This is a genomic window from Flavobacterium nackdongense, assembly GCF_004355225.1.
Lineage (GTDB): Bacteria > Bacteroidota > Bacteroidia > Flavobacteriales > Flavobacteriaceae > Flavobacterium > Flavobacterium nackdongense.
In genome coordinates, this window is record NZ_CP037933.1 from 3,102,306 (window position 1) to 3,127,081 (window position 24,776).

General features: G+C 36.8%; 19 protein-coding genes. 11 read left to right on the top strand and 8 right to left on the bottom strand.

The genetic code is table 11. The features are described from left to right. Positions 1-7 precede the first annotated feature (7 nt). The 3 genes from nagB to E1750_RS13260 all read right to left on the bottom strand — a co-directional run bounded on the left by nagB (position 8) and on the right by E1750_RS13260 (position 6,747). Positions 8-1,945: a glucosamine-6-phosphate deaminase gene (gene nagB, locus E1750_RS13250; protein ID WP_133277244.1), complete on the bottom strand. Its 1,938-nt coding sequence runs from the start codon at positions 1,943-1,945 to the stop codon at positions 8-10. A 142-nt stretch (positions 1,946-2,087) separates the two neighbouring features. Next, positions 2,088-3,671, bottom strand: coding sequence for a RagB/SusD family nutrient uptake outer membrane protein (locus E1750_RS13255; RefSeq protein ID WP_133277245.1), 1,584 nt, complete (start codon positions 3,669-3,671; stop codon positions 2,088-2,090). A 10-nt stretch (positions 3,672-3,681) separates the two neighbouring features. Beyond that, positions 3,682-6,747, bottom strand: coding sequence for a SusC/RagA family TonB-linked outer membrane protein (locus tag E1750_RS13260; protein WP_133277246.1), 3,066 nt, complete (start codon positions 6,745-6,747; stop codon positions 3,682-3,684). 286 nt (positions 6,748-7,033) lie between these two features. Between E1750_RS13260 and E1750_RS13265 the strand changes: the two genes are divergently transcribed. The 9 genes from E1750_RS13265 (at position 7,034) to E1750_RS13305 (ending at position 18,766) form a co-directional block, all read left to right on the top strand. Beyond that, entirely contained in the window at positions 7,034-8,065 is a 1,032-nt protein-coding gene (locus tag E1750_RS13265) for a sensor histidine kinase (protein WP_394346300.1), read from the top strand. Then, positions 8,055-8,756 carry a LytR/AlgR family response regulator transcription factor gene (locus E1750_RS13270; protein WP_133277248.1) on the top strand — a complete coding sequence of 234 codons (702 nt, stop codon included), beginning with the start codon at positions 8,055-8,057 and terminating at the stop codon, positions 8,754-8,756. The genes E1750_RS13265 and E1750_RS13270 overlap by 11 nt, the downstream gene beginning before the upstream one ends. Before the next feature lie 206 nt (positions 8,757-8,962). Further along, positions 8,963-11,482, top strand: a complete 2,520-nt coding sequence (topA, locus tag E1750_RS13275; protein WP_133277249.1) for a type I DNA topoisomerase — start codon at positions 8,963-8,965, stop codon at positions 11,480-11,482. Positions 11,483-11,551: 69 nt separating this feature from the next. After that, entirely contained in the window at positions 11,552-12,700 is a 1,149-nt protein-coding gene (locus E1750_RS13280; protein ID WP_133277250.1) for a formimidoylglutamase, read from the top strand. Between the two features lie 267 nt (positions 12,701-12,967). Further along, positions 12,968-14,386 (top strand): T9SS ring complex lipoprotein PorK/GldK, encoded by a 1,419-nt coding sequence (gene porK, locus E1750_RS13285; RefSeq protein ID WP_133277251.1) that lies wholly within the window; start codon positions 12,968-12,970, stop codon positions 14,384-14,386. A gap of 42 nt (positions 14,387-14,428) precedes the next feature. After that, entirely contained in the window at positions 14,429-15,079 is a 651-nt protein-coding gene (gene porL, locus E1750_RS13290) for a type IX secretion system motor protein PorL/GldL (RefSeq protein WP_133277252.1), read from the top strand. Between the two features lie 43 nt (positions 15,080-15,122). Further along, positions 15,123-16,673: a type IX secretion system motor protein PorM/GldM gene (gene porM, locus E1750_RS13295; protein ID WP_133277253.1), complete on the top strand. Its 1,551-nt coding sequence runs from the start codon at positions 15,123-15,125 to the stop codon at positions 16,671-16,673. Between the two features lie 48 nt (positions 16,674-16,721). Beyond that, positions 16,722-17,612, top strand: a complete 891-nt coding sequence (porN, locus tag E1750_RS13300; protein ID WP_133278148.1) for a type IX secretion system ring subunit PorN/GldN — start codon at positions 16,722-16,724, stop codon at positions 17,610-17,612. 107 nt (positions 17,613-17,719) lie between these two features. After that, positions 17,720-18,766: an NAD(P)/FAD-dependent oxidoreductase gene (locus E1750_RS13305; protein ID WP_133277254.1), complete on the top strand. Its 1,047-nt coding sequence runs from the start codon at positions 17,720-17,722 to the stop codon at positions 18,764-18,766. A 15-nt stretch (positions 18,767-18,781) separates the two neighbouring features. Here E1750_RS13305 and E1750_RS13310 read toward each other — a convergent pair whose 3' ends face one another. The 3 genes from E1750_RS13310 to E1750_RS13315 all read right to left on the bottom strand — a co-directional run bounded on the left by E1750_RS13310 (position 18,782) and on the right by E1750_RS13315 (position 19,800). Then, positions 18,782-19,150 (bottom strand): PIN domain-containing protein, encoded by a 369-nt coding sequence (locus E1750_RS13310; RefSeq protein ID WP_165698052.1) that lies wholly within the window; start codon positions 19,148-19,150, stop codon positions 18,782-18,784. Further along, positions 19,137-19,304, bottom strand: coding sequence for a hypothetical protein (locus E1750_RS17780; RefSeq protein ID WP_165698053.1), 168 nt, complete (start codon positions 19,302-19,304; stop codon positions 19,137-19,139). The genes E1750_RS13310 and E1750_RS17780 overlap by 14 nt, the downstream gene beginning before the upstream one ends. A 115-nt stretch (positions 19,305-19,419) precedes the next feature. Further along, the gene (locus E1750_RS13315; protein ID WP_133277256.1) at positions 19,420-19,800 is read right to left on the bottom strand and encodes a DUF983 domain-containing protein; all 381 of its coding nucleotides are present in this window, start codon (positions 19,798-19,800) and stop codon (positions 19,420-19,422) included. A 160-nt stretch (positions 19,801-19,960) separates the two neighbouring features. Here E1750_RS13315 and E1750_RS13320 point away from each other — a divergent pair, with 160 nt between their 5' ends. Beyond that, positions 19,961-21,886: an ABC-F family ATP-binding cassette domain-containing protein gene (locus E1750_RS13320; protein WP_133277257.1), complete on the top strand. Its 1,926-nt coding sequence runs from the start codon at positions 19,961-19,963 to the stop codon at positions 21,884-21,886. A gap of 17 nt (positions 21,887-21,903) precedes the next feature. On the opposite strand, the gene E1750_RS13325 is transcribed toward E1750_RS13320, so the two are convergent. Together E1750_RS13325 and E1750_RS13330 are read right to left on the bottom strand one after the other, a co-directional pair. Further along, positions 21,904-23,052, bottom strand: a complete 1,149-nt coding sequence (locus E1750_RS13325) for a GNAT family N-acetyltransferase (RefSeq protein ID WP_133277258.1) — start codon at positions 23,050-23,052, stop codon at positions 21,904-21,906. 55 nt (positions 23,053-23,107) lie between these two features. After that, positions 23,108-23,596: a DUF1761 domain-containing protein gene (locus tag E1750_RS13330; RefSeq protein WP_133277259.1), complete on the bottom strand. Its 489-nt coding sequence runs from the start codon at positions 23,594-23,596 to the stop codon at positions 23,108-23,110. A gap of 215 nt (positions 23,597-23,811) precedes the next feature. On the opposite strand from E1750_RS13330, the gene E1750_RS13335 reads away from it, so the two are divergent. After that, positions 23,812-24,594, top strand: a complete 783-nt coding sequence (locus E1750_RS13335) for a leucine-rich repeat domain-containing protein (RefSeq protein WP_133277260.1) — start codon at positions 23,812-23,814, stop codon at positions 24,592-24,594. Positions 24,595-24,776 lie beyond the last annotated feature (182 nt).

Genomic DNA, 24,776 nt, shown 5'->3' on the forward strand with positions numbered 1-24,776 from the left:
TCGTTTTTTAATAATCAAAACGTTTAAAAGCTTCGATGGCTTCATATTCCGCGAGACCTAATTCATCATATAATTTTGCGGTGTGTTTGTTTCTATCTTCGGCTCTAACCCAAAATTCTCTGGAATCGTTGCCTTGAAACATCACTCGGTCTTTTTGCGACTGATGGTACAAAATAGCGTGTCTTTTGAGCATTACTTCGTCAGGGCTTAATGGCACTGCCATATCGATTTCGTGCAAATCCCATTCGTGCCAAGCGCCACGGTACAACCACAACCAACAATCACGCATATAAGGTTTTGATTTCAGCCTTTTCAAAGCAGCAAAAATAGCGTTCAAACATACTTCGTGGGTTCCGTGTGGATCGGCAAGATCGCCTGCCGCAAAAACTTGATGTGGTTTTATTTTTTCGATAATATCTGCTACAATGGCAATGTCTTCCTCGCCAATTGGGTTTTTCTTAACCTGTCCTGTTTCGTAAAAAGGCAAATCTAGAAAATGGGTGTTTTCGTCTTTCAAGCCAATGTAACGAACGGCAGCATACGATTCTCTTCTTCGGATGAGTCCTTTTAGTTTGCGCACTTCGACAGAATCTATTTGATCCTCCGATTTATTTTTCAAGAAATCGATAACCGCTTGGAAATTGATTTTGCTCTCGTCTTCGCCCACAAAATCGTTGCATACTTCGGCGAATTTCAAAGCTTCATCGTCTGTAACGGCTATGTTTCCGGAAGTTTGATACACCACGTGCACCTCGTGACCTTGTTTGATTAATTTGGAGAAAGTTCCACCCATCGAAATCACATCATCATCGGGATGAGGGCTGAATAGAATGACTCTTTTTTTGGCTGGATTCGCTCTTTCGGGACGGTTGCTGTCGTCAGTATTGGGTTTTCCTCCGGGCCAACCGGTGATGGTGTGTTGCAATACGTTGAACATATTGATGTTCAAATCATAAGCCGAACCACCCGAGGCCAAAAGGTCGGACATACCATTGTTGTTGTAATCCCTGTCGGTGAGTTTCAATATGGACTGATTGGTTTTTTGGCACAGCCAAACAATTGCTTTGCTTTTCAATTCCGGTGTCCATAGACATTCTCCCACAAGCCAAGGGGTTTTGTATCGGGTCAATTCAGAAGCTGCAGATTGGTCTAAAACAAAAGTAGCATTAGTATGATTTTGCAAAAATGTCGCAGGGACTTCAGAACTGATTTCGCCTTGAATAGTTCTTTTGATGATCTCGGCTTTGTTTTGTCCCCAAGCCATCAAAACGATTCTTTTAGAGCGAAGTATGGTCGAAACTCCCATTGTTACGGCTCGTTTGGGTACGAAATCTATTCCATTAAAATCGAAGGAAGCATCGACTCTGGTAATGTGGTCCAAGGTGATAATTCTAGTTCCTGAGTTGATATGGGAACCCGGTTCGTTGAAACCTACGTGTCCTGTTCGACCGATACCAAGCAATTGAAAATCGAGTCCACCGGCACTTTTTATTTTCATTTCATAATCAATGCAATATTGATTCAAATCTTCGAAAGGAACGGTTCCATCGGGAATGTTCACGTTTTCAGGATCAATATCGATATGATTGAAAAGATGCTGATGCATAAAATAGAAATAGCTTTGGTTGTTTTCCTTCGACATTGGATAGTATTCATCCAAATTGAAAGTAACCACATTGCTAAAGCTTAATCCTTCTTCTTTGTGCATACGAACCAATTCCTCATACACTTTGATTGGCGAAGAGCCCGTTGCTAAACCCAAAACACAAGGTTTGTTTTTGGCTTGTTTGGCTTGGATCAATTGGGCTATTTCTCGCGCTACGATAACCGAAGCTTCGGCGGAGTTTTTGAAAATTTCGTTGTGAATTTTCTCGAATCTTGTTTCTTCAAATTTTCCCGGACTTTTGTAGCTAATGTCTGGTGTGTTTTCTAAAGCAGTTCTCATTGGGTTTGTTTTTGTGCTTTTTTAAAGCGAGTTTTTTTTAAAAAAATGGTATAAGCAAATGAATTACTTATACCATTAATTTCAACTAATTAACTAATTCAATATTTGTATCGGAATTTCTCATTGCGATAGTCCTCTATTCTTAATTTTGAATAATTTCAACATCTTTATCCCACCAAAGTCTGGTTCCACCATTGTCTGCACCTCCTAATTTAACAAGTCCTGATGCTACACCTTGAGGGTTTCCAGCTTTTTCTGAATCCACAAAATTCACTCTACGGATTCCTAGGTTAGAATCAATGGTTCCGGCGCTGGCATTGACCACAACTGGGAACAATTTAGGGAAACCAGTTCTTCTGTATTCCGACCAAGCTTCTTGTCCTTCTGGGAAATTAGCAATCCATTTTTGGGTAATAATTTGTTGCAACTGCACTTTGTTAGTGGCAGCAGCATTGTATTTTACTGGAACTAAATTGACTGCATTGGCATTGTTACCTGCCGCCACTGGATCTACATAGTTTTTAGGCAAACTTGTTGAAGCTAAATAAGTAGCCGCTCCAGAAATACCGTGTTGTTCGAATGAAGAAACTACACCCGCTTCGTAAAGACTTTGCGCAGTACCAGAACCCATATTCCAACCTCTTAATTTTCCTTCTGCTCTTAAGAAATACACTTCGGCAGTAGTCATCCATACTGTAGTTTTAGTATTTACAGAGGAGAAATCCTGACGGTCTGATTTATTAGCAATTTGGATACCAGTACGAATTCCTTTGTATTCTCCAGGAAATTGTTTCGATGTCAAGAAAAAGGCTGACAACCTTGGGTCATTATATCCGCCCATAATCGATTCCATATCGGCAGACATTTTGATATCGCCCCAACCTTGACTGATGTCAGAGATCGGATTGCTGTAGTTTTTGGGTTGCAATGTAAAAGTATCTGCTTTAGTCATCAAAACACCAAACTCGTGGGCAACAGCCAATTCTGCTTGTTTTTTGGCTTCTGTTGGATTTACTTTTACAATACGCATCGCCAATCTCAAACGCAAAGAGTTCGCATATTTAACCCATTGTTTATAATCTCCACCGTACGAAGAAACGTCAGATGAAGCAAACAATGAAGTTTTGTTTCCGGCGATATTTGCTTTTGCAATAGGGGTCAAACCTACAATAGCTTTGTCCAATTCAGCAAACATTTGTTTGTAAACATCTTCTTGAGAATCATACAAGAAAACGGTTGTGTTTGGCGTACCATAAGTGGAGTACACACAAGGACCGTGAATGTCAGCAATTCTATGCATTGCCTGCACTTTGATAATCAAAGAAATATAATAAAACTCATCATATTTACCTTCGGCTTGTTGTTTTACTTTCAATACATTCGACATCACTCCTCTGTATACAGACTCCCAAGCTTGGTTGTTCCAACCATTGTTTAATTTGTATTGCGGATTGTTACCGTTAGCAAAACCTGTTGGAGTGGCCATATAACCTGACCAGATATCACCTTGCAAGTTTTGAAAAATTTGGTATGGCCAAGCAGTAAGCAAAATTACATTGCTAAACATTGGCGAAAATGGAGCTTTAATCGTGTTATAATCTTGTTCCAATTGGGCATTTGTAGCTCCTTCTGGATTGGTATTGATGCTCTCAAAATCGGTTGTACAACTTATTGCCGAAAGCAACGTCATACAGATAGCGGTTGTTTTTATTTTATTTAATATCATGATTCTGTTATTAGAAAGTTACATTTAAATTTAGACCTACACTTTTTGTAGAAGGCATTCCATATACATCAACACCTTGCAAACCTTCACCTGAACTCAAAGCAATATTAGGATCGAAAGGAGCATCTTTGTAGATAAAGAATAAGTTTCTTGCGATTAATGATAAACTAGCAGACTGTAAGAATGGTAATTTTTTGGTATTGAAATTATACCCTAATGAAATCTCTCTCACGCTGATGTTTGTTGCATCGTACACGTATTCTCCGGTAGCTTTGTTTCTTCCTCCAACATTGTTGTAGTATTGGAAAGCATCCATTGAAGTAACAGGAGTAACTCCATCGGCAGCCACTGCATCGATTTTTACTACACCACCATTGTTTCTAGCATCACCAGTTCTTTTAGAAACTCCATTATAGTCGTTGATGGCTTCGGTCAAACTCATTACTTCTCCACCAAATCTTCCGTCAAGAAGTACATTCAAATTGAAAGCACCGTATTTGAAAGTGTTAGAGAAACCTAACATAAAATCAGGATTCGCGTTACCCACTTCTTCCCAGTCTGTTAACTGTACATTTCCGGTTCCATCCAATACAATTTTACCTTGAGCATTTCTCAAAATGTTCTTTCCTTCGATGATACCAAAAGGTCTTCCTTCATTCAACACATAACGGTAGTTGTTCGATCCTGAAGGAGTCAAAACGATTTGTCCTCCTAATTCAGATGGAATTCCAGTTACTTTGTTTTTATTTTGAGAGTAGTTTAATGTAGCATCCCAAGAGAATTTTTCTTTTTGGATGATTTTACCATTCAAGATAATCTCGATTCCTTTGTTTTGAACACTTCCACCATTATAAGCGTAGTTTACATATCCGTTTGGATCAGTAGATGGAGCAGCTACAGTAATCAATTGGTTGTCAGTTGTAGCATCATAATAGGTGAATTCAAAACCAAGACGGTTGTTGAACATTCTCCACTCAGTACCAAATTCCCAAGCCGATTGCATTTCAGGTTTCAAAGATGAACCTGGTCTAGGTCCCACTGCTGGCGGAACAAGGATTCCTCCAACAATAGTTGACGAAGGTGTAGTCAAATAAGAAGGAACATCGTTACCAACTTGAGCAAAGTTTGCACGTACTTTACCAAAACTAACCCATTCTGGCATTTTAGTCATTTCGCTAATGATTCCAGTTACCCCTACAGAAGGATAGAAATACGAGTTAGTGTCCGTATTTACTAAGGTCGATGACCAGTCATTTCTTCCCGTTACATCTAGATACAAATAGTTTTTGTATCCTAAAGTTGCCGTAGCAAAAACAGATTGAATTTCTTTGTTTCCACCGGCTACTTGTTGGTTTTCGGAGTTGTTTACAAAATTTCCTAAAGTAAACCAGTTAGCGTAAACTAAACCTCCGCTGCCTCGTCCTGAGTTCAAAATTGTAGAACTATTGGCTGTTTTAGTAAAGCTGGTTCCAAGAATAGCATTGAAGCTTAGATCTTCATTGAATTTGGTGTTGAATTTGGCTAATAAATCTCCGTAGTTTTGAGTACCAATGGTGTTTACATTAATATAAGTTCCATTGATGTGAGAAAGTGAAGTAGCCGAAGTAGCATATATTTCTTTTTCGAAACCTGATTCTAAACGGTCATAGCTATAACGAGCAGATAAATCCAACCATTCGTTTACTTTATAATCTACGCTTAGTTTTCCTTTGAAAAAATGATCATTGTTTACTGAAGCATTTCTTTTGATCAACCAATATGGGTTTTGAGAATCTTCATTTGGAGTTGTAATCCAATTTTGAGCCATTAAATTTCTAGATGGATCAAAAACTTCAAAATTTTGTTTGTAATAGTCTAAAGTTTGACCGCCTCTTGGCATAGAATACACCGCTGTAATTGGGTTGAAATAGAATCCGTTTACAGGTCGGTTATTGATATTTTGACTTACATAATTAGCATTGGCAGTAACCACTAATTTATCATCAAGGAAGTTGTTCACTTGGTTGATAGCAAAATTATTTTTGCTTAATTTATTGCCTTCGATAATTCCTGCTGCCGTAGTATTGGCATAGGAAACAGTTGTAAAAGAACTGTCTGTTCCAGCAGTGTATCCAACAGAGGTAATTTGAGTGGAACCTGTTTTGAAAAAGTCATCCACTTCATTTTCGAAAGAACCTTTAGTGTAGGTTCCATCTGGATTTTTACCCCAAGTTGTGGAAGCTCCAGCTGCCGAAGAGGCTACATATTGATTTTGAAATTGAGGTAAATAAGCCGCTTGTTCAAAAGTAGATACAGACGAAATTTTCACATTAGATTTTTGAGCTTTTGCTTTTTTAGAGGTCAATAAGATAACTCCATTGGCTCCTAAGCTTCCGTACAATGCAGATGCAGAAGCACCTTTTAGCACGGTCATTCCTTCATAATCTTCCGGGTTCAAAAGTGAGATAACATCACCACCATCGGTATTTCCTCCGGCTAAACTACCAAATGTTTCGTTGGGTTGAGAAGAACTTGAACTCATCAACGGCACACCATCAATAACATAAAGCGGTTGATTGTTGGTAAGCGAAGAATTTCCACGGATAACAACTTTTGTAGATCCACCTGCTCCCGAAGCACTCTTGGTTACTGCTACACCGGCAATTTTACCCGCTACAGTATTCATCAAGTTGGCATCTTTTACACGAACCAATTCTTCCGATTTCAATTCTTGAACCGACGAAGTAACCGATTTTTTTGATTTTTTAATACCCAATGAAGTGACAACAACTTCTGTAAGTGCATTGGTAGAACCTTCTTTTAGTTGTACCTTGATGGTGTTTTCGTCAGTTACGACTACTTTTTGCGACTCAAGTCCAACGAAGGAAATGATCAAGGTTTTTCCTTTTTCGACAGGAATGGTAAAATTACCATCCATATCTGTGGTGGTTCCTTTGGTTTCACCTTGCACATTTACATTGGCCATAGGGATTGGTAAACCATTGGCATCGTTTACAGTTCCTTTGACAGTTTTTACCTGGGCAAGGGTCACTTGCGTGGTAAAAAGAATCATAAAGATTAAAATAATTTTTTTCATTTTTATTTATATTTGTTAGTTATGGCGTAAAAGTATCGGGATGGTTTTTCTAAAAAAAAAAAATTCTCCCAACTGTCGTAAAATTTCAACCAACGACATTTATCATTCAATAATGTGTTTTGCGAAAACGTTTTCTTGCTTTTGTTTTGAAGCGATTTCGTTTATTTTTGTAAATTATTAGTGGATTATGGCAATTATTGCTGTCAAATTGTTTAAAGTTGCAAAAGTTTTAAAGACCTTCGTTCGAACTGTGCAAGTATGCTAGCCAATGAGTAAAATAAAAGAAATGAAATTCGAAATAAAACTTCAAAATCATTTTTGGTTTTGGGGAGTGTACTTTTTACTTAACTTTCTGCGTTGGGGAGCTTATTTCAATGATTATGAGTATTCTTTCAAATCGAATCTAGTAGAATTTGCTTTGCATATTCCTTTGGTCTATTTCAATTTGTTTGTTTTAGTTCCCCAATTTGTATTGAAGTCAAAGTATTTTAAGTATGCTTTGTCACTTGTAATGAGTTTGATGGTAGTTTATTTGCTGAAAACCGCAATGACCTATTATATTGTTTCAGAAAATATTTGGCCCGAAGCCAATCGAGATTACCAACCTTTTGAAATCAATCATATTGTAGCGGTTTGCATCGGAGAGTTGTATGTTCTAGCCATGGCGTCCTCCATATATTTGACCTTGACTTGGCTAAAAGAACGTGATCGAAACCGTGCTTTGAGAGAAGAACAATTTAAAATTAAATTGAAATACCTAAAAAATCAAATTCAGCCTCATTTCTTCTTCAACACGCTGAATAATTTGTACGCCTTGTCGCTGGAGTCTTCTGATAAAGTGCCCAATGTAATTATCAAACTGTCCAAATTGATGGAATACGTCTTATATGATATTCAAGGCAGTAAATCGGTTCCCTTGATCAAAGAAATCGATTATATCCAAAATTATATCGAAATTGAAAAACTTCGTTTCGAAGATGTTGAGGTGCATGTCAATCTAGAATCGAATATCGATGAGGTCAAGGTGCCGCCATTATTATTCATTTCGCTGATTGAAAATGCATTTAAACATGGCGGTTTGCACAATAATAAATTGAAAATAAAAATAAACTGCAAAGTCATTGGTAGCTACTTGCGGTTCGAAATCATAAATAATTTTGTACATTCACCAAGTTTTATGAACTCAAAAGGCATTGGTTTGACTAATACGAAAAAAAGACTCAAATTGATTTTCAAAAACAATTATACGCTTGAACATCAAGTGAAATTCAATTATTACATCATCCGCTTGCAAATACCTATATATAATGAAGATTAAATGTGTTTTGGTTGACGATGAGCCCTTGGCGATAAAAGTCTTGCAAAATTATTTTGCCAATTTTCCTGAATTTGAAGTTGTTGCGACATTCAATAACTCCCTTGAGGCGTTGGATTTTGTCAATAATAACTCTGTTGATACCTTGTTTTTAGACATCAATATGCCAATGATGACGGGTTTTGAGTTGATCAGTTTGATGGAAAATAAGCCGAAAGTGGTCATTACTACTGCTTTCCGAGAATTTGCAGCCGAAAGTTATGATCTGGAAGTCTTAGATTATTTGGTGAAACCCATTCCTTTGCCAAGATTCATCAAATGCATCAATAAAATCACCACCGAGTTTAGTGTTAAAAACAATCTTAAAATCGAACCGGTCCGAATGGATTCTCATATTTTTATCAAAGTCGATAAAAAAATGGTGAAAATACATATCGACGAAATTCTTTTTATCGAAGGGATGAAAGAGTACATCAAAGTAGTCACTTTAGACAAAACCTACATCACCCATAAATCGTTGACTTCTTTGTCGGAAGAATTGCCGTCAGAGCGATTTCTTAGAATCCATAAATCCTACACGATTGCCATCGACAAAGTTAAATTTATCGAAGGAAATAGAATTCAAATTCTTTCCTATACCATCCCAATTGGACGAAATTACAGCAAAGAGGTGAAGACTAGGATTTTGGAATAGGATGCTTGAATGTGAAGAAATCGTAATTGTTATTAGTGCCACATTAATTAGGACTGATTTGCCTATTTTTTTCAAATTATTTTGATAAAAATTTCCGAATTCAAAACAATTCAAGGAGTAGCTGAATAAACAAAATTCATTTTTAAAATTCTCAAAAGTGCGATATTTAAAAAAAACTTCTACTTTTGTCCGAGAAAAACATACCTATGGCAAAGAATTTAGTTATCGTAGAGTCCCCAGCAAAGGCAAAAACAATCGAGAAATTTTTAGGAAGCGATTACCAAGTCGAGTCCAGTTTTGGGCACATTGCCGACTTGCCTTCTAAGGAAATTGGTGTAGACGTAGCCAATGGATTCAAACCCAAATACGAAGTATCTGCCGATAAAAAAGCTTTGGTTACTAAGTTGAAAGGACTTGCCAAAAAAGCCGAAATGGTTTGGTTAGCCAGTGATGAGGACCGCGAGGGAGAGGCTATTTCGTGGCACTTATCCGAAGAATTAAAATTAGACAAGAGTAAATCCAAACGTATTGTTTTTCACGAAATCACTAAAAATGCCATCCTAAAAGCTATTGATAATCCGCGCGAAATCGACTATAATTTGGTCAATGCTCAGCAAGCGCGCCGAGTTTTAGATCGTTTGGTAGGGTATGAATTGTCACCTGTTCTTTGGCGAAAAGTCAAAGGTGGACTTTCGGCTGGTCGTGTGCAATCGGTTTCTGTTCGTTTGATTGTCGAGCGTGAAAGAGAAATTCAGAATTTCACTCCAGTAGCGTCCTATTCGGTCGTTGCCGAATTTACGAACGAAGCCGGAAAATCATTCAAAGCGAAACTGCCAAAGAATTTCAACACCAAAAAAGAAGCCGAAGATTTCTTGAAAAAGAATATCGGCTCTACTTACAAGGTTTCGGATTTAGAAACTAAACCTACCAAAAAATCACCGACAGCCCCGTTTACGACGTCGACTTTGCAACAAGAAGCCGCTAGAAAACTCTATTTGCCTGTTGGAATCACGATGCAATTAGCGCAACGTTTGTATGAAGCTGGACTCATTACTTATATGAGAACGGATAGCGTGAACTTGTCCAAAGAAGCAATGGAGGCTGCGCAGGCGGAAATTATTAAATCTTACGGAAAGGAATTTTCGAAGCCACGAACCTTTACCAACAAAAGTAAAGGAGCGCAAGAAGCGCACGAGGCAATTCGTCCAACCGATATGTCACAACATACCGTAAAGATTGACAGAGACCAAGCCAGATTGTATGATTTAATTTGGAAAAGAACCTTGGCTTCGCAAATGAGTGATGCCGAATTAGAACGAACCAACCTAAAAATTGCTGCTAATAATCACAGTGAACTATTCACAGCTTCTGGCGAAGTATTGCTTTTTGAAGGATTCTTAAAAGTATATTTAGAAGGCAATGATGACGATGACGATGAGCAAGAAGGTATGCTTCCCGCAATGAAAGTCAACGAAAAACTGCAAAACAATTATATCACAGCTACCGAAAGATATTCGCGCCCCGCTTCCAGATACACTGAAGCCTCTTTGGTTAAGAAATTGGAGGAATTGGGAATCGGTCGTCCATCGACTTATGCGCCAACAATTTCGACCATTATCAATAGAAATTATGTCGAAAAAGGTACGCTTGAAGGACAGGAACGAAAATATACGCAACTGACTTTAGCTTCAGGAAAGCTGGACGAAAAAATCCTGAAAGAAAATACCGGTTCCGATAAGGGAAAATTGGTTCCTACGGATATTGGAACTATTGTTACGGATTTCTTGGTCAAAAATTTCGAAAATATTCTGGATTATAATTTCACCGCCAAAGTCGAACAGGATTTTGATGAAATTGCAGAAGGGAATATCGAATGGGCAAAAATGATGCAGGAATTCTACGATAAATTCCATCCAACTGTGGCCGATGTTGAAGCAAATGCCGATCGTGAAAGCGGCGAGCGAATCTTGGGGACAGATCCTAAAACAGGAAAACCGGTTTCGGTTCGATTAGGGAAATTTGGCCCAATGGCACAAATCGGTGATGCTGAGGACGACGAGAAAAAATTCGCAAGTTTGATGAATGACCAAAATATTGGAAACATCACGCTAGAAGAAGTTTTAGATTTGTTTTTATTGCCAAAAAATTTGGGTAGCTACAAAGGAGAAGAAGTAGAGGTGAGCAATGGTCGATTTGGTCCTTATGTCCGTCACGGAAGCGCCTTTGTTTCTTTGCCAAAAGGCGAAAATCCTTTGGATGTTAACTTCGAAAGGGCTAAAGAATTAATTGACGAAAAAGCACAAGCCGACGCACCTATCGCTACTTATAAAGGCGAAGGAGTTCAAAAAGGTAGCGGTCGTTTTGGTCCTTTTATTAAATGGAATGGTATTTTTATCAATGTAAGTAAGAAATACAATTTCGATAATTTATCGCAAACGGATATCGTAGAATTGATTGAAGATAAGTTGCAAAAAAACATCGATAAGGTGTTGCATCATTGGACAGCCGAAGGTATATTGGTCGAAAAAGCCCGTTGGGGACGATCGGTGATTACCAAAGGGAAAATAAAAATTGAATTGAGCAAAGATATCGATGCTTCAAAATTGACTTTGGAACAGGTGCAAGAAATGATTGCCAAGAAAACGCCTGCTAAAAAAACGCCTGCCAAAAAATCGACAGCTACTAAAAAACCAGCGGCTAAGAAAGCGCTAAGCAAAAAGAAATAATACTAACCTATTCCCATTACTCCGGCCTCTCTTTCTGAGACGGTTGGAGAGAGGAAAGAGAAATAAACTATGGAATTCGATTTTCTCAAACCACTAGAGGCTGAAATCCTTCAGCTCATCAAGAATTGTTCTTCGCAACAGTTGGGGAGTAAAGTGGTTTTTCATACTGCTCAAGATTTTCCAGATTTAGATAAAATCAAAATTGCCATTATTGGTGTTTTAGACAATAGAGGTGAAATTAATCCAACGGCCGAAGTCGATTTAGCCGCAATTCGTAGGGAATTGTATGCTTTGTTTCCCGGAAACTGGGATGCTTCGATAGCGGATTTAGGAAATATTCTGCCCGGAAACTCGCTTTCTGACACCCATTTTGCGCTAAAAAAAGTAGTTTCAAGTTTGATTAAAAAGAAGATTATTCCTATAGTAATTGGTGGCTCTCAGGACTTAACGTATGCGCTGTACAGAGGCTATGACGATTTGGAACAGATGGTCAATTTGGTTTCTATAGACAGTAAATTCGATTTTGGTAAAGAATCAGATGCGGTTTCGGCCTCCTCTTATTTGACCAAAATTATTATAGACGAGCCTAACAATCTTTTTAATTTTGCCAATGTTGGGTATCAAACCTATTATAACTCACAAGAAGAAATCGATTTGATTGACAAATTATTTTTTGAAGCCTATCGTTTGGGAGAAATTTCGAATACTATTGCCTTAGCGGAACCTGTTTTTAGAGATGCCGATATGGTAAGTCTCGACTTGACAGCAGTCAAATCCAGTGATTCGGCTAATTTCACTAGTTTTGAGCCCAATGGTTTTAACGGAAAAGAAATTTGTGCCTTGTCTCGATATGCTGGTATCAGTGATAAAGTGTCGCTTTTGGGTATTTTTAATCACAATAATACAGCCCAAGAATCCGTTTTAATAGCCCAAATCATTTGGTATTTTATCGAAGGCTATCATTATCGTTCGAACGAATATCCTTTTGGCAGCAGAGAAAATTATATAAAATACATTATTCCGCTCGAAGAAGAATTGGTATTTTATAAAAGCAATAAAACCGATAGGTGGTGGATCGAAATACCATTTCTTTCCACTGCTAATAATAAGTTAAAGAAAAGTACGTTATTACCTTGCTCTTATGAAGAGTATTTGGGAGCTTGTAATCATGAAATTCCCGAAAGATGGTGGAAAGCGCAGCGAAAAAACATCTTGTAAAACGGCGCTTACACACCTAAAAATTGGTTAAAAGAGATTAAATACAAAAAAAAGTTTTAGACTTGATAGTGAGTTAATTCTTATGTAAAATTATATTTTGTGTTTTTTATCGTAATTTTTAGCATTTTATCGATAAATTATTTTTTTCTTAACGAATTTAATTTAGTTTTGGGCTATAGAATAAATAGTACTCTAAATAATTGTTTTATTAAATAATAATAAATAGGTTTACGGACTGAATAATAATGAATAATTAACCCTATTAATATGAAGAAGTTTATTGCTTTTACTGCAATTTTAACCTTACTAATTGGATGTGGTAAAATATCCGACAAAGGAGAGTTAGTCGGTGTAAAAGGTGCAAAATGGCATCCTGAAAAACCTTATGGAATGACTTTAGTTCCAGGTGGTTCTTTTATCATGGGAAAACCCGATGCGGATGTGGCTAGTGTGGGTGATGCAACAACAAAAACGGTTACAGTTCGTTCCTTTTATATGGACGAAACGGAAATTACCAATAGAGAATACCGTCAGTTCGTAGAATGGGTTAAAGATTCTACTATGAGAGTGCGTTTGGCTATTTTGGCTGAAGAATCGGGTATTAAACCAGGTGCTGGTGCAGCAAACGGAAAAGGAAAAGGAAAAAGCTCAGGAAGTATCGGTGATTTTGCTTTTAATGATCAAGATCCAGCGAAAATGACTGCTTATGATAAATATATGTATGATAATTATTATAGCATCGGGACTGATGATGATCCCTATGCCGGTAGAAAATTGAACCGAAAAGTGAAATTGATTAAAGATACTAAATTGTATCCAGACGAATATTACACTGAAGTGATGGATTCAATGTACTTGCCTCTCGAAGCTTCTTACAATGGTTTGAGAACGATTGATGTAGATAAATTGAAATTCAGATATTCTTGGATGGATATTCAGGCCGCTGCCAAAGCAAAAGTGGGTAAAAGAAAAGATTTCATTAGAACCGAACAAGTAAAAGTATATCCAGATACCACCACTTGGATCAAAGATTTCTCCTATTCTTACAATGAGCCAATGCACAACGATTATTTTTGGCATAAAGCCTACGGCGATTATCCTGTAGTCGGTGTGAATTGGAAGCAAGCAAAAGCATTTTGTGCTTGGAGAACTTTGAATAAAAATACGTACGTTAAATCGCAGAAGAAAGGTCGAGACCTTGTCAATAATTTCAGATTGCCTACCGAAGCCGAATGGGAATATGCGGCCAGAGGCGGTCTAGAATCAGCTACTTATCCTTGGGGTGGGCCTTACACTAAAAATGATAGAGGCTGTTTTATGGCCAATTTCAAACCAATGCGCGGCGATTATGCTGCGGATGAGGCGCTCTATACCGTAGAGGCCAAATCCTACGAGCCAAATGGGTACAACTTGTATAACATGGCTGGAAATGTAGCAGAATGGACCGAGTCGTCCTACGATCCGAACGCCTATGAATATCTGTCCTCAATGAATCCAAACAATACCGATACTTCAAACAAACGTAAAGTAGTTCGTGGAGGTTCGTGGAAAGATGTTGCTTACTTCCTACAAGTAAGTACCAGAACTTTTGAATATGCTGATTCAGCCAGAAGTTTCATCGGATTCAGAACTGTTCAAGATTATATGGGAACCCAATCAACCGAAAAAAATAAAAAGAAAAAATAAAAGAACCGAAATCAAATTAAATTAACCTAAAAACTAAAAATTATGGCATTAATAAGCAAACAAAAGATGAATTTTGCATACGGAATGGGAGCAGCAGTAGTAATTATTGGAGCTTTATTCAAAATTACTCACTTAGAATTGGGACCGATCACAGGGAACTTGATGCTTACCATTGGTCTTGTTGTTGAAGCTGGGATTTTTGCCCTGTCCGCATTTGAACCTGTAGATGACGACTTGGATTGGACATTGGTTTACCCTGAATTGGCCAACGGAGAAGCTCGTAAAAAAGTTGCTAAAGTGGATGCGCCTACAGAAGATGCACAAGGCTTATTGTCTAAAAAATTAGATGCAATGCTAAAAGACGCTAAAATTGACGGAGAATTGATGTCAAGTTTAGGAAATAGTATCAAAAATTTCGAATCTGCAGCTAAAGCAATATCTCCAACTGTTGATTCAGTGGCCTCCACTAAAAAATACAGCGAAGAATTAAGCTTAGCAGCTGCTCAAATGGAATCCTTAAATAGCTTGTACAAAATTCAATTAGAAAGCGCTTCAAGGAATGCACAAATCAATCAAGAAGTTGCTGAAAATAATATCAAATTAAAAGAGCAAATGCAATCTTTGACATCCAACTTGTCTTCATTGAATACTGTGTATGGAGGAATGCTTTCTGCAATGAATAATAGAGGATAATTAGTTCTGACGATATAAAAACAATAACTAATTACTAGAAAATATGGCAGCAGGAAAGTTAAGTCCTAGACAGAAGATGATTAACCTAATGTACTTGGTTTTTATCGCGATGTTAGCATTAAATATGTCCAAAGAAGTTTTATCAGCGTTTGGAATTTTAAATAATAAAATTGTAGAGTCGAATTCGCTTACAGACAGTAGGAATGAATCTTCTTTTTTGCAATTGGCTCAAAAAGCAACCGATCAACCAGGGCAATACGGTGATAAAAAAGAAAAAGTTGAAAAGATTAGAAAAATTTCTAAAGAATTTTCAGATTATATTGAGAGTATCAAAGTTGAAGTAACCAAAAAATACCCCAAAGATGCTTCTGGAAATTACCCATTTGAAGAAATGGACAAAGGTGATTTGATTGATAGAATGTTTTTCGACCAAGAAAAATTATCCAAGAAAGGAAAAGAATTTTTTACAAAAATTCAAGAATTTCCCGCTGAAATTAAGAAAATTGGAGGGAGTTCGATTGCCGAAATAGAAATGAAAAAAATAGAAAAACGTTTTGACGTGAGTCCTATTTATTCACCTAAAGCAGGAGCAAAAATTTCTTGGATGGAGTACAACTATCACGGTTTTCCACTAATTGCCACAATTACAAAGTTGACCCAATTGCAAGCTGATATCAAAACGACCGAAAGCGATGTGATGACTGGCATGTTTCAATCAGATTTAGTGGCGGCAGCCTCGCTAACGGCCTATCAGCCGATTGTGGTACTTGAAAAGTCAGTTTTCTTTCAAGGTGAAGCCGTCAAAGGCAAAATTATTTTAGGAAAATTTGATCCTTCACTAACTGCAAAATCTGTTGTGGTAAATGGATCTAGCGTTCAAGCCCAAGCAGGTCAAGCAAATTTCTCTTTTGGCTCGGGAAATATTGGAGAACATCCTATTAGTGGTTCTTTCAACTTTGACGAAAACGGAAAAGTGATTAGCTTACCCATTAAAGACAAATACGTGGTTGTAGCCAGACCAAAATCTGCTACTATTTCTGCCGATAAAATGAACGTAGTTTATCGTGGCGTTGTAAACCCAATGACCATTTCATTCGCTGGAATTTCTGCTGATAAAGTAAAAGCTACTGCGCCAGGATTAGCACCGACAGGAACACCGGGGCAATACAGTATGCGTCCAGGTGCAGGAACTGAGGTAGTCATTAATGTAACTGGTACACTACCAGATAATTCTATTGTTTCAGACAAAAAAACCTATAGAATTAAAGGAATTCCTGGTCCAACAGGAACAATCAGAGGTGAGATGGGCGTGGTAAAAGGGCCTAAATCAAGTTTAGAGATTTCAACTGTGGGAGCCAAATTAGTCGATTTTGACTTCGAAGTAGGTTTAGATGTTGTTGGATTTAATTTTAAAGTGACCGGGCAGCCTACCGTTGTGGTTGTTGGTAATAAATTGAACCCACAATGTAAATCAGTACTTTCCAAAGTAGGAAGAGGAGATCAAGTTACCATCTCAGAAATCAAGACTAAATTGGTAGGAGCAGGAAGCTATTTGTTGCCTAGAACTGCGCCGGTAATTTATGAAATACAATAAACTTGGATATATTTCCCGAAGTTTTCAATAGCGTACAATGATAATATGATGAATATGAAAAATTTTTTAATAGCAGTTATTTCTTTATTTGGAAGCGTTGCAATTTATGCGCAACCCAATTTGCTCAATGCAAAAATACCAGAAGAAATCGGGCTTAAGTCTGCAGCGCAACTCATTTCAGACAATGACAAACCACTAGAATATGGTTATGTTGATGATCGTGATGTATTGATGGGGAAAACCGTTTGGGAAATTATTGATTTAAGTGAAAGAATTAATTTTCCTTTGTATTTTCCCATAGATACGGCCAATATTGGTTCTGACCGACGCTCATTGTATGATGTTTTGACCAAGGCTATTAAGAACGGCGAAATTACTGAGGTGTATTCAGATAGTTATTTCAACACTAAGAAATCGTATAAGGACATCAAAGCTTCTTTGACGCGAATTGATACCACAGATGCCGGTAGAGAACAAATCAATGCCGGACAAAAAATTTCACCGGAATACATTGTCAAACAAGATCTAACAGCTCAAGATGTTACGCAATATAAAATCAAAGGGTATTGGTATTTTGACAAACGTCAAAGCGAATTGAAATACAGATTATTAGGTATTTGTCCTGTAACACCCGATGTTTACACAATGAACAGTGAGGAAAAAGATTTTATCGAGTTGTTTTGGGTCTTTTTCCCAGCGGCCAGAGATGTGTTGCATGAGGCCAAAGCATTTAATGATAAAAATTCGGCAATGCCTATTTCTTTTGACCAAATATTGAATTCTAGGCGGTTCAATGCGGTCATTTATCAAGAGGAAAATGTGTACGGTGATAGGGCAATAATGAGTTATATGAAAGATAATGCCCAAAATCAGTTGTTAGAAGCCGAACGCGTAAAAACTAAAATCCGTGACTTCGAAGAAGATATGTGGAACTATTAATTTATTTCAAATTCAATACAGAACTCTTGCTATAAACGTAAGAGTTCTTTTGTTTATAGTCATTTTGACGTAAAATTGCACTTCCCACTTCTAACTTCCCACTTCAAATGATAGACTACTTAATAATAGGTTCAGGCTTAGCGGGCATTTCGTTCTCCGAAATGGCTTTGCAAAACAACAAATCTATTATTGTATTGGATAATGACTCCCAAAATTCATCCAAGATTGCCGGTGGTTTGTACAATCCTGTAATTCTAAAGCGATTTACAGAAGTAGGTCAAGCCAAAGAACATTTGCAAATAATGAATGAATTCTTTGCCAATATAGAACAAAAACTCGAGTGTAAAGTAGATTATAAATTGCCTATTTTGCGAAAGTTTTTTTCAATCGAAGAACAAAACAATTGGTTCGCTGCTTCAGATAAGGTAAATCTCGCTCCTTTTTTGTCTACCCAGTTGATTTCAAGAAAATATGCCGCTATTGATTCTCCTTTTGGCTATGGCGAAGTGTTGCAAACAGGTTATGTAGACACGGCTTTGTTGTTGAATAAATACAAAGAGTATCTTATTGTTAATAAATTATTGCGTCAAGAATCGTTCGATTATGCGCTGGTAAAGGAAGAAAACAATACGATTCGATATAAAGATATTCAAGCAAAACACCTCATTTTTGCCGAAGGTTTTGGGATGCACGCCAATCCCTACTTTAATAATTTGCCCTTAGATGGAACTAAAGGCGAGCTTTTTATTATCAAAGCTACAGCATTAGATTTAGACGTCATTGTCAATACAAGCGTATTTATTTTGCCTTTGGGCAAAGGTTTGTTCAAAGTGGGTGCGACTTATAATTGGGCTGATAAAACGGATAGACCCACCGAAGAGGGGAAAGCCGAATTGACCGAAAGAATCAAAGAAATACTACAATGCGATTTCGAAATAATCGCACATTTTGCTGGCGTTCGTCCAACAGTGAAAGATAGAAAACCACTAGTGGGGACTCACGCGGCGCAAAATTCAATACACATTCTTAACGGATTAGGCACTCGTGGCGTGATGCTTGGGCCCGCAATGGCAAAGGCTTTATTTGAAAAAATCGAGTACAACAAGCCTTTAGACAAAACCATCGATATCCGAAGATTTGACAAAAAAGGATGACAAATAGAATTTGTTTTACTGTTCGATGAAAATCAAGTTAAGGTCTTTGATGTTTTTGAAATCTGTATGGGAGGTTATAAAAGGTAAATTATATAGAATGGCCGTTGCTGCAATAATGGAGTCTGGTAATTTTAATTTGTGTTTTTGTTTGATTTGAATTGCTTTTTTCTTGATTTCTGCGCTCATTTCTATTACAAAACATTCGTTTATAATGCTTTGCATGCTGTTTTTTTGATTTTTTGAAATGCTAAATACACCTAATAATTCCATTTCTGAAATAAATGAGATACCAATATTATAATCTAAAAAGGGTTCGACAATTGGATTTTTTTGAGAGGTAAAAATCAAAAAATTGGTATCTGCAAGAAAGTCAATCCCACTCATTGCGCATTTTTTTTTGAATTTCGACTGCGTCACCTTCGATTGGAAATATTCCAAATACATTTCTCAAACTCTTTTTCTTCGCAGGAGTTTCTAATTTCAAAAGTAATTTTTCAACTTCCTTCTTGCTGGCTTTCTTTTTAATTATTATAGTCATAAAGTAGTAGTTTAATATACGAAGCTACAAATTTTATTTCATATTAGAATTTTATTTATACTGCAAATTTCACAAATTACAAAAGGCGATTGGTTTTATGGAATTAGAACGAAATTTACTTTTTGAATTTCTTATCATAAGACACAAACATATTGATGTAAATATTCCTGGACCAACGCAATACGTATGGGAATAAGACGATGTTGGAAATAATTATTGCAATAAAAGTGGTTTTCAAACTAGCATGAATAAATAAATAAGCGATAAAAAAAACGGCCACACTTAACGCGACATTCAGCGCATAACTCACATACATTGCTCCATAAAAGAAAGAAGGCTCGATTTGATATTTCAAACCGCAATGGCTGCAATTTTCGTTCATTTTCAGAATTTTCGAAAAATGCAATGGATTTTTGTCCGTATACATACTCTCATGCTGACATCTTGGACAACTTCCTGTTAAAATACTATTTAGTTTGGATCCTTTTTTTAACATTTGCAAAAAATTTGATTTCATTAATTTTAATGACACAAATTTACAACTAATAGCTTTGGGTTTAAGTTAAAATAGGGTTCTATTTTGAGGAACTTTACCGTATAGGATGCTCGAACGGGCGATGCCAACTTTAAACCTGATACTTTAAAAAAAAATAATAATGCTTAACATACACAATTTGTCCGTTTCTTTTGGAGGAACTTATTTATTTGAAGAAGTAACCTTTCGATTGGGTGCCGGCGACCGAGTTGGTCTTGTCGGTAAAAACGGAGCTGGAAAATCCACTATGCTGAAAATCTTAGCCAAAGATTTTGCCCCAGATTCTGGTGTGATTTCTCAGGAAAAGGAGGTTCGAATGGGTTTCTTGCGTCAAGATATTGATTTTGAACAAGGTAGAACCGTCCTCGAGGAGGCTTATGAAGCATTTACCGATATTAAAATTGTAGAAAAAAAATTAGCCGAAATCAACCACCTTCTTGTAACCCGAACGGACTACGAAAGTGAAGAATACGGCCAAATCATTGAAGATTTATCCGATTATACACATCGATTCGAATTGTTGGGTGGATATAATTATGTTGGCGATACTGAGAAAATTCTGTTGGGTTTGGGTTTCAAAAGAGAGGTTTTCAACGATCAAACCGATACCTTTTCGGGAGGTTGGAGAATGCGTATCGAATTGGCTAAATTATTATTGCAAGCCAATGATGTTTTATTGCTGGATGAGCCGACGAATCACTTGGACATCGAGAGTATCATTTGGTTAGAGGGATTTTTACGTAATTACCCCGGAGTTGTTGTGATTGTTTCGCACGATAAAATGTTTTTGGATAATGTAACCAATAGAACCATCGAGATATCTTTAGGGAAAGCCTATGATTTCAACAAACCCTATTCTGAATATTTGGAATTGCGACACGAAATTCGAGAAAAGCAATTGGCCACACAAAAAAATCAGGCTAAAAAAATTGAAGAAACCGAAAAATTAATTGAAAAATTTCGCGCCAAAGCTTCGAAAGCTTCTATGGCACAATCTCTAATCAAAAAATTAGACAAAGTCGAACGCATCGAAGTGGATGAAGACGATAATTCGGTGATGAATATTTCTTTCCCTGTTTCGAAAGAACCCGGAAAAGTGGTTATTGAAGCCGAAGATGTAACTAAAAAATATGGCGACAAAACCATCTTGAAAGACATTTCACTTTTGGTAGAACGCGGCAGTAAGATTGCTTTTGTGGGACAAAATGGCCAAGGAAAATCGACTTTTATGAAAGCGATTGTCAACGAGTTCGAATTCCAAGGAAATATCAAACTCGGGCACAATGTACAATTGGGTTATTTTGCACAAAATCAAGCGGAATATTTAGATGGGGAGATTACCTTATTGCGAACAATGGAAGATGCGGCTACCGACACTAATCGCTCGAAAGTACGAGATATGTTAGGTTCGTTTTTGTTTCGTGGTGATGATGTCGAAAAGAAAGTAAAAGTACTTTCGGGAGGCGAACGAAATCGCTTGGCGCTTTGCAAATTGCTTTTGCAGCCCATCAATGTTTTGGTAATGGATGAGCCTACAAACCACTTGGATATTAAATCTAAGAATGTCTTGAAAGCGGCTTTGCAAAAATATGAAGGGACTTTACTTTTGGTGTCGCACGACAGGGATTTTCTACAAGGAATGTCGAATATTGTGTATGAATTCAAAGATCAAAAGATCAAGGAATATTTAGGGGATATCAATTATTTCTTAGAACAACGCAACCTCGAAAATATGCGTGAAGTGGAAAAGAAAGATACCGATAAATCGTCTTCACAAGGCCAATCGAAAGATCAAAAAGGTAGTAGTAAAGCCTCATACGAAGATCAGAAAAAAGGAAAAGCCTTGCAAAACCGCCTGAGTAAAATAGAAAGTCAAATTCAACAATTGGAAAAGGACCTTTTGCACGACGACAAAATGCTAGCTTCCAATTATGATAAACACATTGAAGATGCTGCTTTTTTTGTCGCATATAATAAGAAAAAGGCAGATTTAGATCAATTACTTCTCGATTGGGAAATCGTTCAGGAAGAGATAGATGCTTTGTAGTGGTCTAATGCCTTTTTTTATTTAAAGGGATTTCGCTCTTTCCAGACTATTTCTGGCTCCAAATAGCCATACACTTTTTCGAAAAATAAGTCTGCAAAAGCGTTGCTGTGTTTGGCAAATCCATACATTTTTTGTGGTTTTGCACCGATGGAGCTCTTTATTTCTAGGGCAGTTCTTGCAAAAATAATTTCTTCAAAGCCTTTGTTGATAGAATAGGCGACCATGTCGTATAGCATATTCAAATAGAGCATTTTATCTCTTTGAATGCTATCGTCATATCCCAAAAAGTAGGTGTCCATAACCGCGCCGTTTTTGATTAACGTATTAAAGCCAATTAATTTTCCATCCAGAAAATAGCCATAAAAAAGAAACTTGTCTTTGAGTAGTTCTTTGAAGGTTCTGAAATGGTTTTTCGCTAAGAAAAAGGTATTGAAATGGGCATTTTCAGCTACATGATAATACAAATCATAGATGGTTTCTTCGTGTTTAATGATATCGTCTAAATGCATTTTCCTTTTTTCGACACCTTGCGCTTTTTTACGAGCGCGTTTGTATTGATCACGGTATTTTTTGGTCAAAGCCTCAATATAATCTTGTTCCGATTGCCAGTGATTGGGAATGTCGAAAATCATATTGGGTTGGGTAGAATATTGAAAGTTGTCTTGGAATTCCGCCTGCTGAAATGCGGTTAAATCTTTTTCGGGAAAGTCTTTGTAAGTGGTAATGTGGACCTTCAATCCTTTGGTTTTGAATAGGTTTTTTAATTTTTCGGCAGCCAATTTGAGTCCTACTAAGAGCTCAGACGCCTCTATTTTATTCGAAAAAGCAAACGCATTTTGTCCTGTAAGCATATTGTTGCCAATGATTAGAATATGGGAACAAAATTTATTGAAAAAAACATTCCGAACTGCGGTTTTTACACATTGATCGCGTTCTCCAAAAGAAGCCAATTGGTTCAAATCTAACAATTGTGAAATAGCAATACCTACCAATGCTCCAGCTTTGAACAATCCGATAAAATGGCAATGCATATTAGATGGAGCGGATAGTTCCAGCACTTCTAAGTATTCTTTGCTGAGGAAAATATTTTCATGGGCCAAATCATTCCAGCTTGCAGGAAGTTCGGCAACAGATTGGTAAATGGTTATGTCTAGTGGTGTTTTCAAATAAAAAAAATCGCCCGCAAATGTAGAGCGATTTAGTGGTAATTAAATGTTAAAATTATTTCCAGCCGCAAATGATTGAACCCATAATGGTCATAATTACGAGCCAGTATCCTGCGTGTATTGCCATATATTTCCAACTTTTTTGTTCGAACAAACCATTGATCGAAATTATGGGTAGGCCGATAAAAATACCAGAAATAAAGCCGTGAAGAGCGCCGTGTTTGTAGGTTCGGAAAGCGTCGCCATAGTCTGTCATAAAAGCCGTGTACGATGGTTTAGCCGAAGTAATAAAATCAAAACCGCCAATCATTCCCAAGGGACCCATTTGATGAATTACTAAAACAGGCATAATAAAAGCTAACATCAACGAGTAGATGAAGGTGAGGCCAAATATTTTAAGCATATTAGGTTTCCTCATTTGTTCGGCTGTCAAACCGGCTTCTTTCATCCAAATTGTTCCAAAAACCTTGGGATTGTACCATACAAAACCAACTAAAAAAGTAGAAATTGCAGCGATTAAAATAGCTAAAAAGTTAAATTCCATATATTTACAGTTTGCGTTATGAATTCAAATATACTATTTTATACAATTGGTTGTTGCTTTTTCTTGATGTCGTGCAAAAACTGTGTTTTTATTTTTTTGTTTTGTAAGATATAACTAGTAATTTTTTCTTAAACCGTGTATTTCGTCGATTATTTTTGCTTTTTATCAACTTGACTACTACTTTAGCTTAAGTATTCACCATAAAATAGTGCTTTATGAAAAGTATTTTTACCTTTTTATTAGTTTGTGTATTTTCGTTAGTAACGAAGGCTGAAGTTTCAGTTACTGAAAAAAATGCCCTTATTCAATTGTATAAAGCTACAAATGGAGCTAACTGGATAACAAAATGGGATTTGAAAGCACCCGTTTCTTCTTGGTTTGGTGTAAAAGTGCAGGAGGATAAGGTAATTGCTATTCAATTGCAAAAAAACAATTTAGTGGGAACGATTCCTTCTTCGATTGGTGATTTAAAATCCTTAGAAATGCTTAATTTATCATTTAATAAACTGTCAGGTGCTATTCCCGCTTCAATTGGGGAGTTGAGTTCATTGAAAAGTTTGTCGATGTTTATGAATACTCTTTCAGGAACCATCCCAACCGAAATCGGAAAATTAAGTAATTTAGAGACTTTGTCTTTGTATAATAATGACATCCAAGGTCAGATTCCAGTGAGTCTTTACGAATTGAAAAAGCTGAAAACACTTTATTTAAACAGCAATAAACTTTCAGGAACTTTGGACGCGGCTATTGCTACCATGACTAGCCTCGAACAATTAAGTTTGTTCGACAATAAAATGGTTGGAAACGTTCCTTTTGATATTGCGAAATTAAGTAATTTAAAAGAAATGAATATTTCTTACAATCAATTTAGTGGTTTTGTTACTAAAGACTTAGCTAAATTAGATATGTTAAATATGACGATGGTTAATGATCGAGGAATAGCACAGGCGTTGAAAGTGACCTCTGATAAAAATACTGCCATCGCATCTGAAGATTAATTTTTTTTCAATTTAGATATTTTTTAAACCGTGTTGCATTGCATCACGGTTTTTTTTGTTTCTCAGGATGTCTTTTTTTTGTCAAAATTGTGCTGTAGTTAAAGGCTTTCCATTCAGCAGAATATAAAAATTAATAACTTTTTTCCAAGAATGCCTTGTATTTGTTAAAAATCGTCGTATAT

Bases quoted from the DNA above. Each gene is read 5' to 3' on its own strand.
- nagB (WP_133277244.1), bottom strand. From the start codon at position 1,945: ATGAGAACTGCTTTAGAAAACACACCAGACATTAGCTACAAAAGTCCG.
- E1750_RS13255 (WP_133277245.1), bottom strand. From the start codon at position 3,671: ATGATATTAAATAAAATAAAAACAACCGCTATCTGTATGACGTTGCTT.
- E1750_RS13260 (WP_133277246.1), bottom strand. From the start codon at position 6,747: ATGAAAAAAATTATTTTAATCTTTATGATTCTTTTTACCACGCAAGTG.
- E1750_RS13265 (WP_394346300.1), top strand. From the start codon at position 7,034: ATGAAATTCGAAATAAAACTTCAAAATCATTTTTGGTTTTGGGGAGTG.
- E1750_RS13270 (WP_133277248.1), top strand. From the start codon at position 8,055: ATGAAGATTAAATGTGTTTTGGTTGACGATGAGCCCTTGGCGATAAAA.
- topA (WP_133277249.1), top strand. From the start codon at position 8,963: ATGGCAAAGAATTTAGTTATCGTAGAGTCCCCAGCAAAGGCAAAAACA.
- E1750_RS13280 (WP_133277250.1), top strand. From the start codon at position 11,552: ATGGAATTCGATTTTCTCAAACCACTAGAGGCTGAAATCCTTCAGCTC.
- porK (WP_133277251.1), top strand. From the start codon at position 12,968: ATGAAGAAGTTTATTGCTTTTACTGCAATTTTAACCTTACTAATTGGA.
- porL (WP_133277252.1), top strand. From the start codon at position 14,429: ATGGCATTAATAAGCAAACAAAAGATGAATTTTGCATACGGAATGGGA.
- porM (WP_133277253.1), top strand. From the start codon at position 15,123: ATGGCAGCAGGAAAGTTAAGTCCTAGACAGAAGATGATTAACCTAATG.
- porN (WP_133278148.1), top strand. From the start codon at position 16,722: ATGAATATGAAAAATTTTTTAATAGCAGTTATTTCTTTATTTGGAAGC.
- E1750_RS13305 (WP_133277254.1), top strand. From the start codon at position 17,720: ATGATAGACTACTTAATAATAGGTTCAGGCTTAGCGGGCATTTCGTTC.
- E1750_RS13310 (WP_165698052.1), bottom strand. From the start codon at position 19,150: ATGAGTGGGATTGACTTTCTTGCAGATACCAATTTTTTGATTTTTACC.
- E1750_RS17780 (WP_165698053.1), bottom strand. From the start codon at position 19,304: ATGACTATAATAATTAAAAAGAAAGCCAGCAAGAAGGAAGTTGAAAAA.
- E1750_RS13315 (WP_133277256.1), bottom strand. From the start codon at position 19,800: ATGTTAAAAAAAGGATCCAAACTAAATAGTATTTTAACAGGAAGTTGT.
- E1750_RS13320 (WP_133277257.1), top strand. From the start codon at position 19,961: ATGCTTAACATACACAATTTGTCCGTTTCTTTTGGAGGAACTTATTTA.
- E1750_RS13330 (WP_133277259.1), bottom strand. From the start codon at position 23,596: ATGGAATTTAACTTTTTAGCTATTTTAATCGCTGCAATTTCTACTTTT.
- E1750_RS13335 (WP_133277260.1), top strand. From the start codon at position 23,812: ATGAAAAGTATTTTTACCTTTTTATTAGTTTGTGTATTTTCGTTAGTA.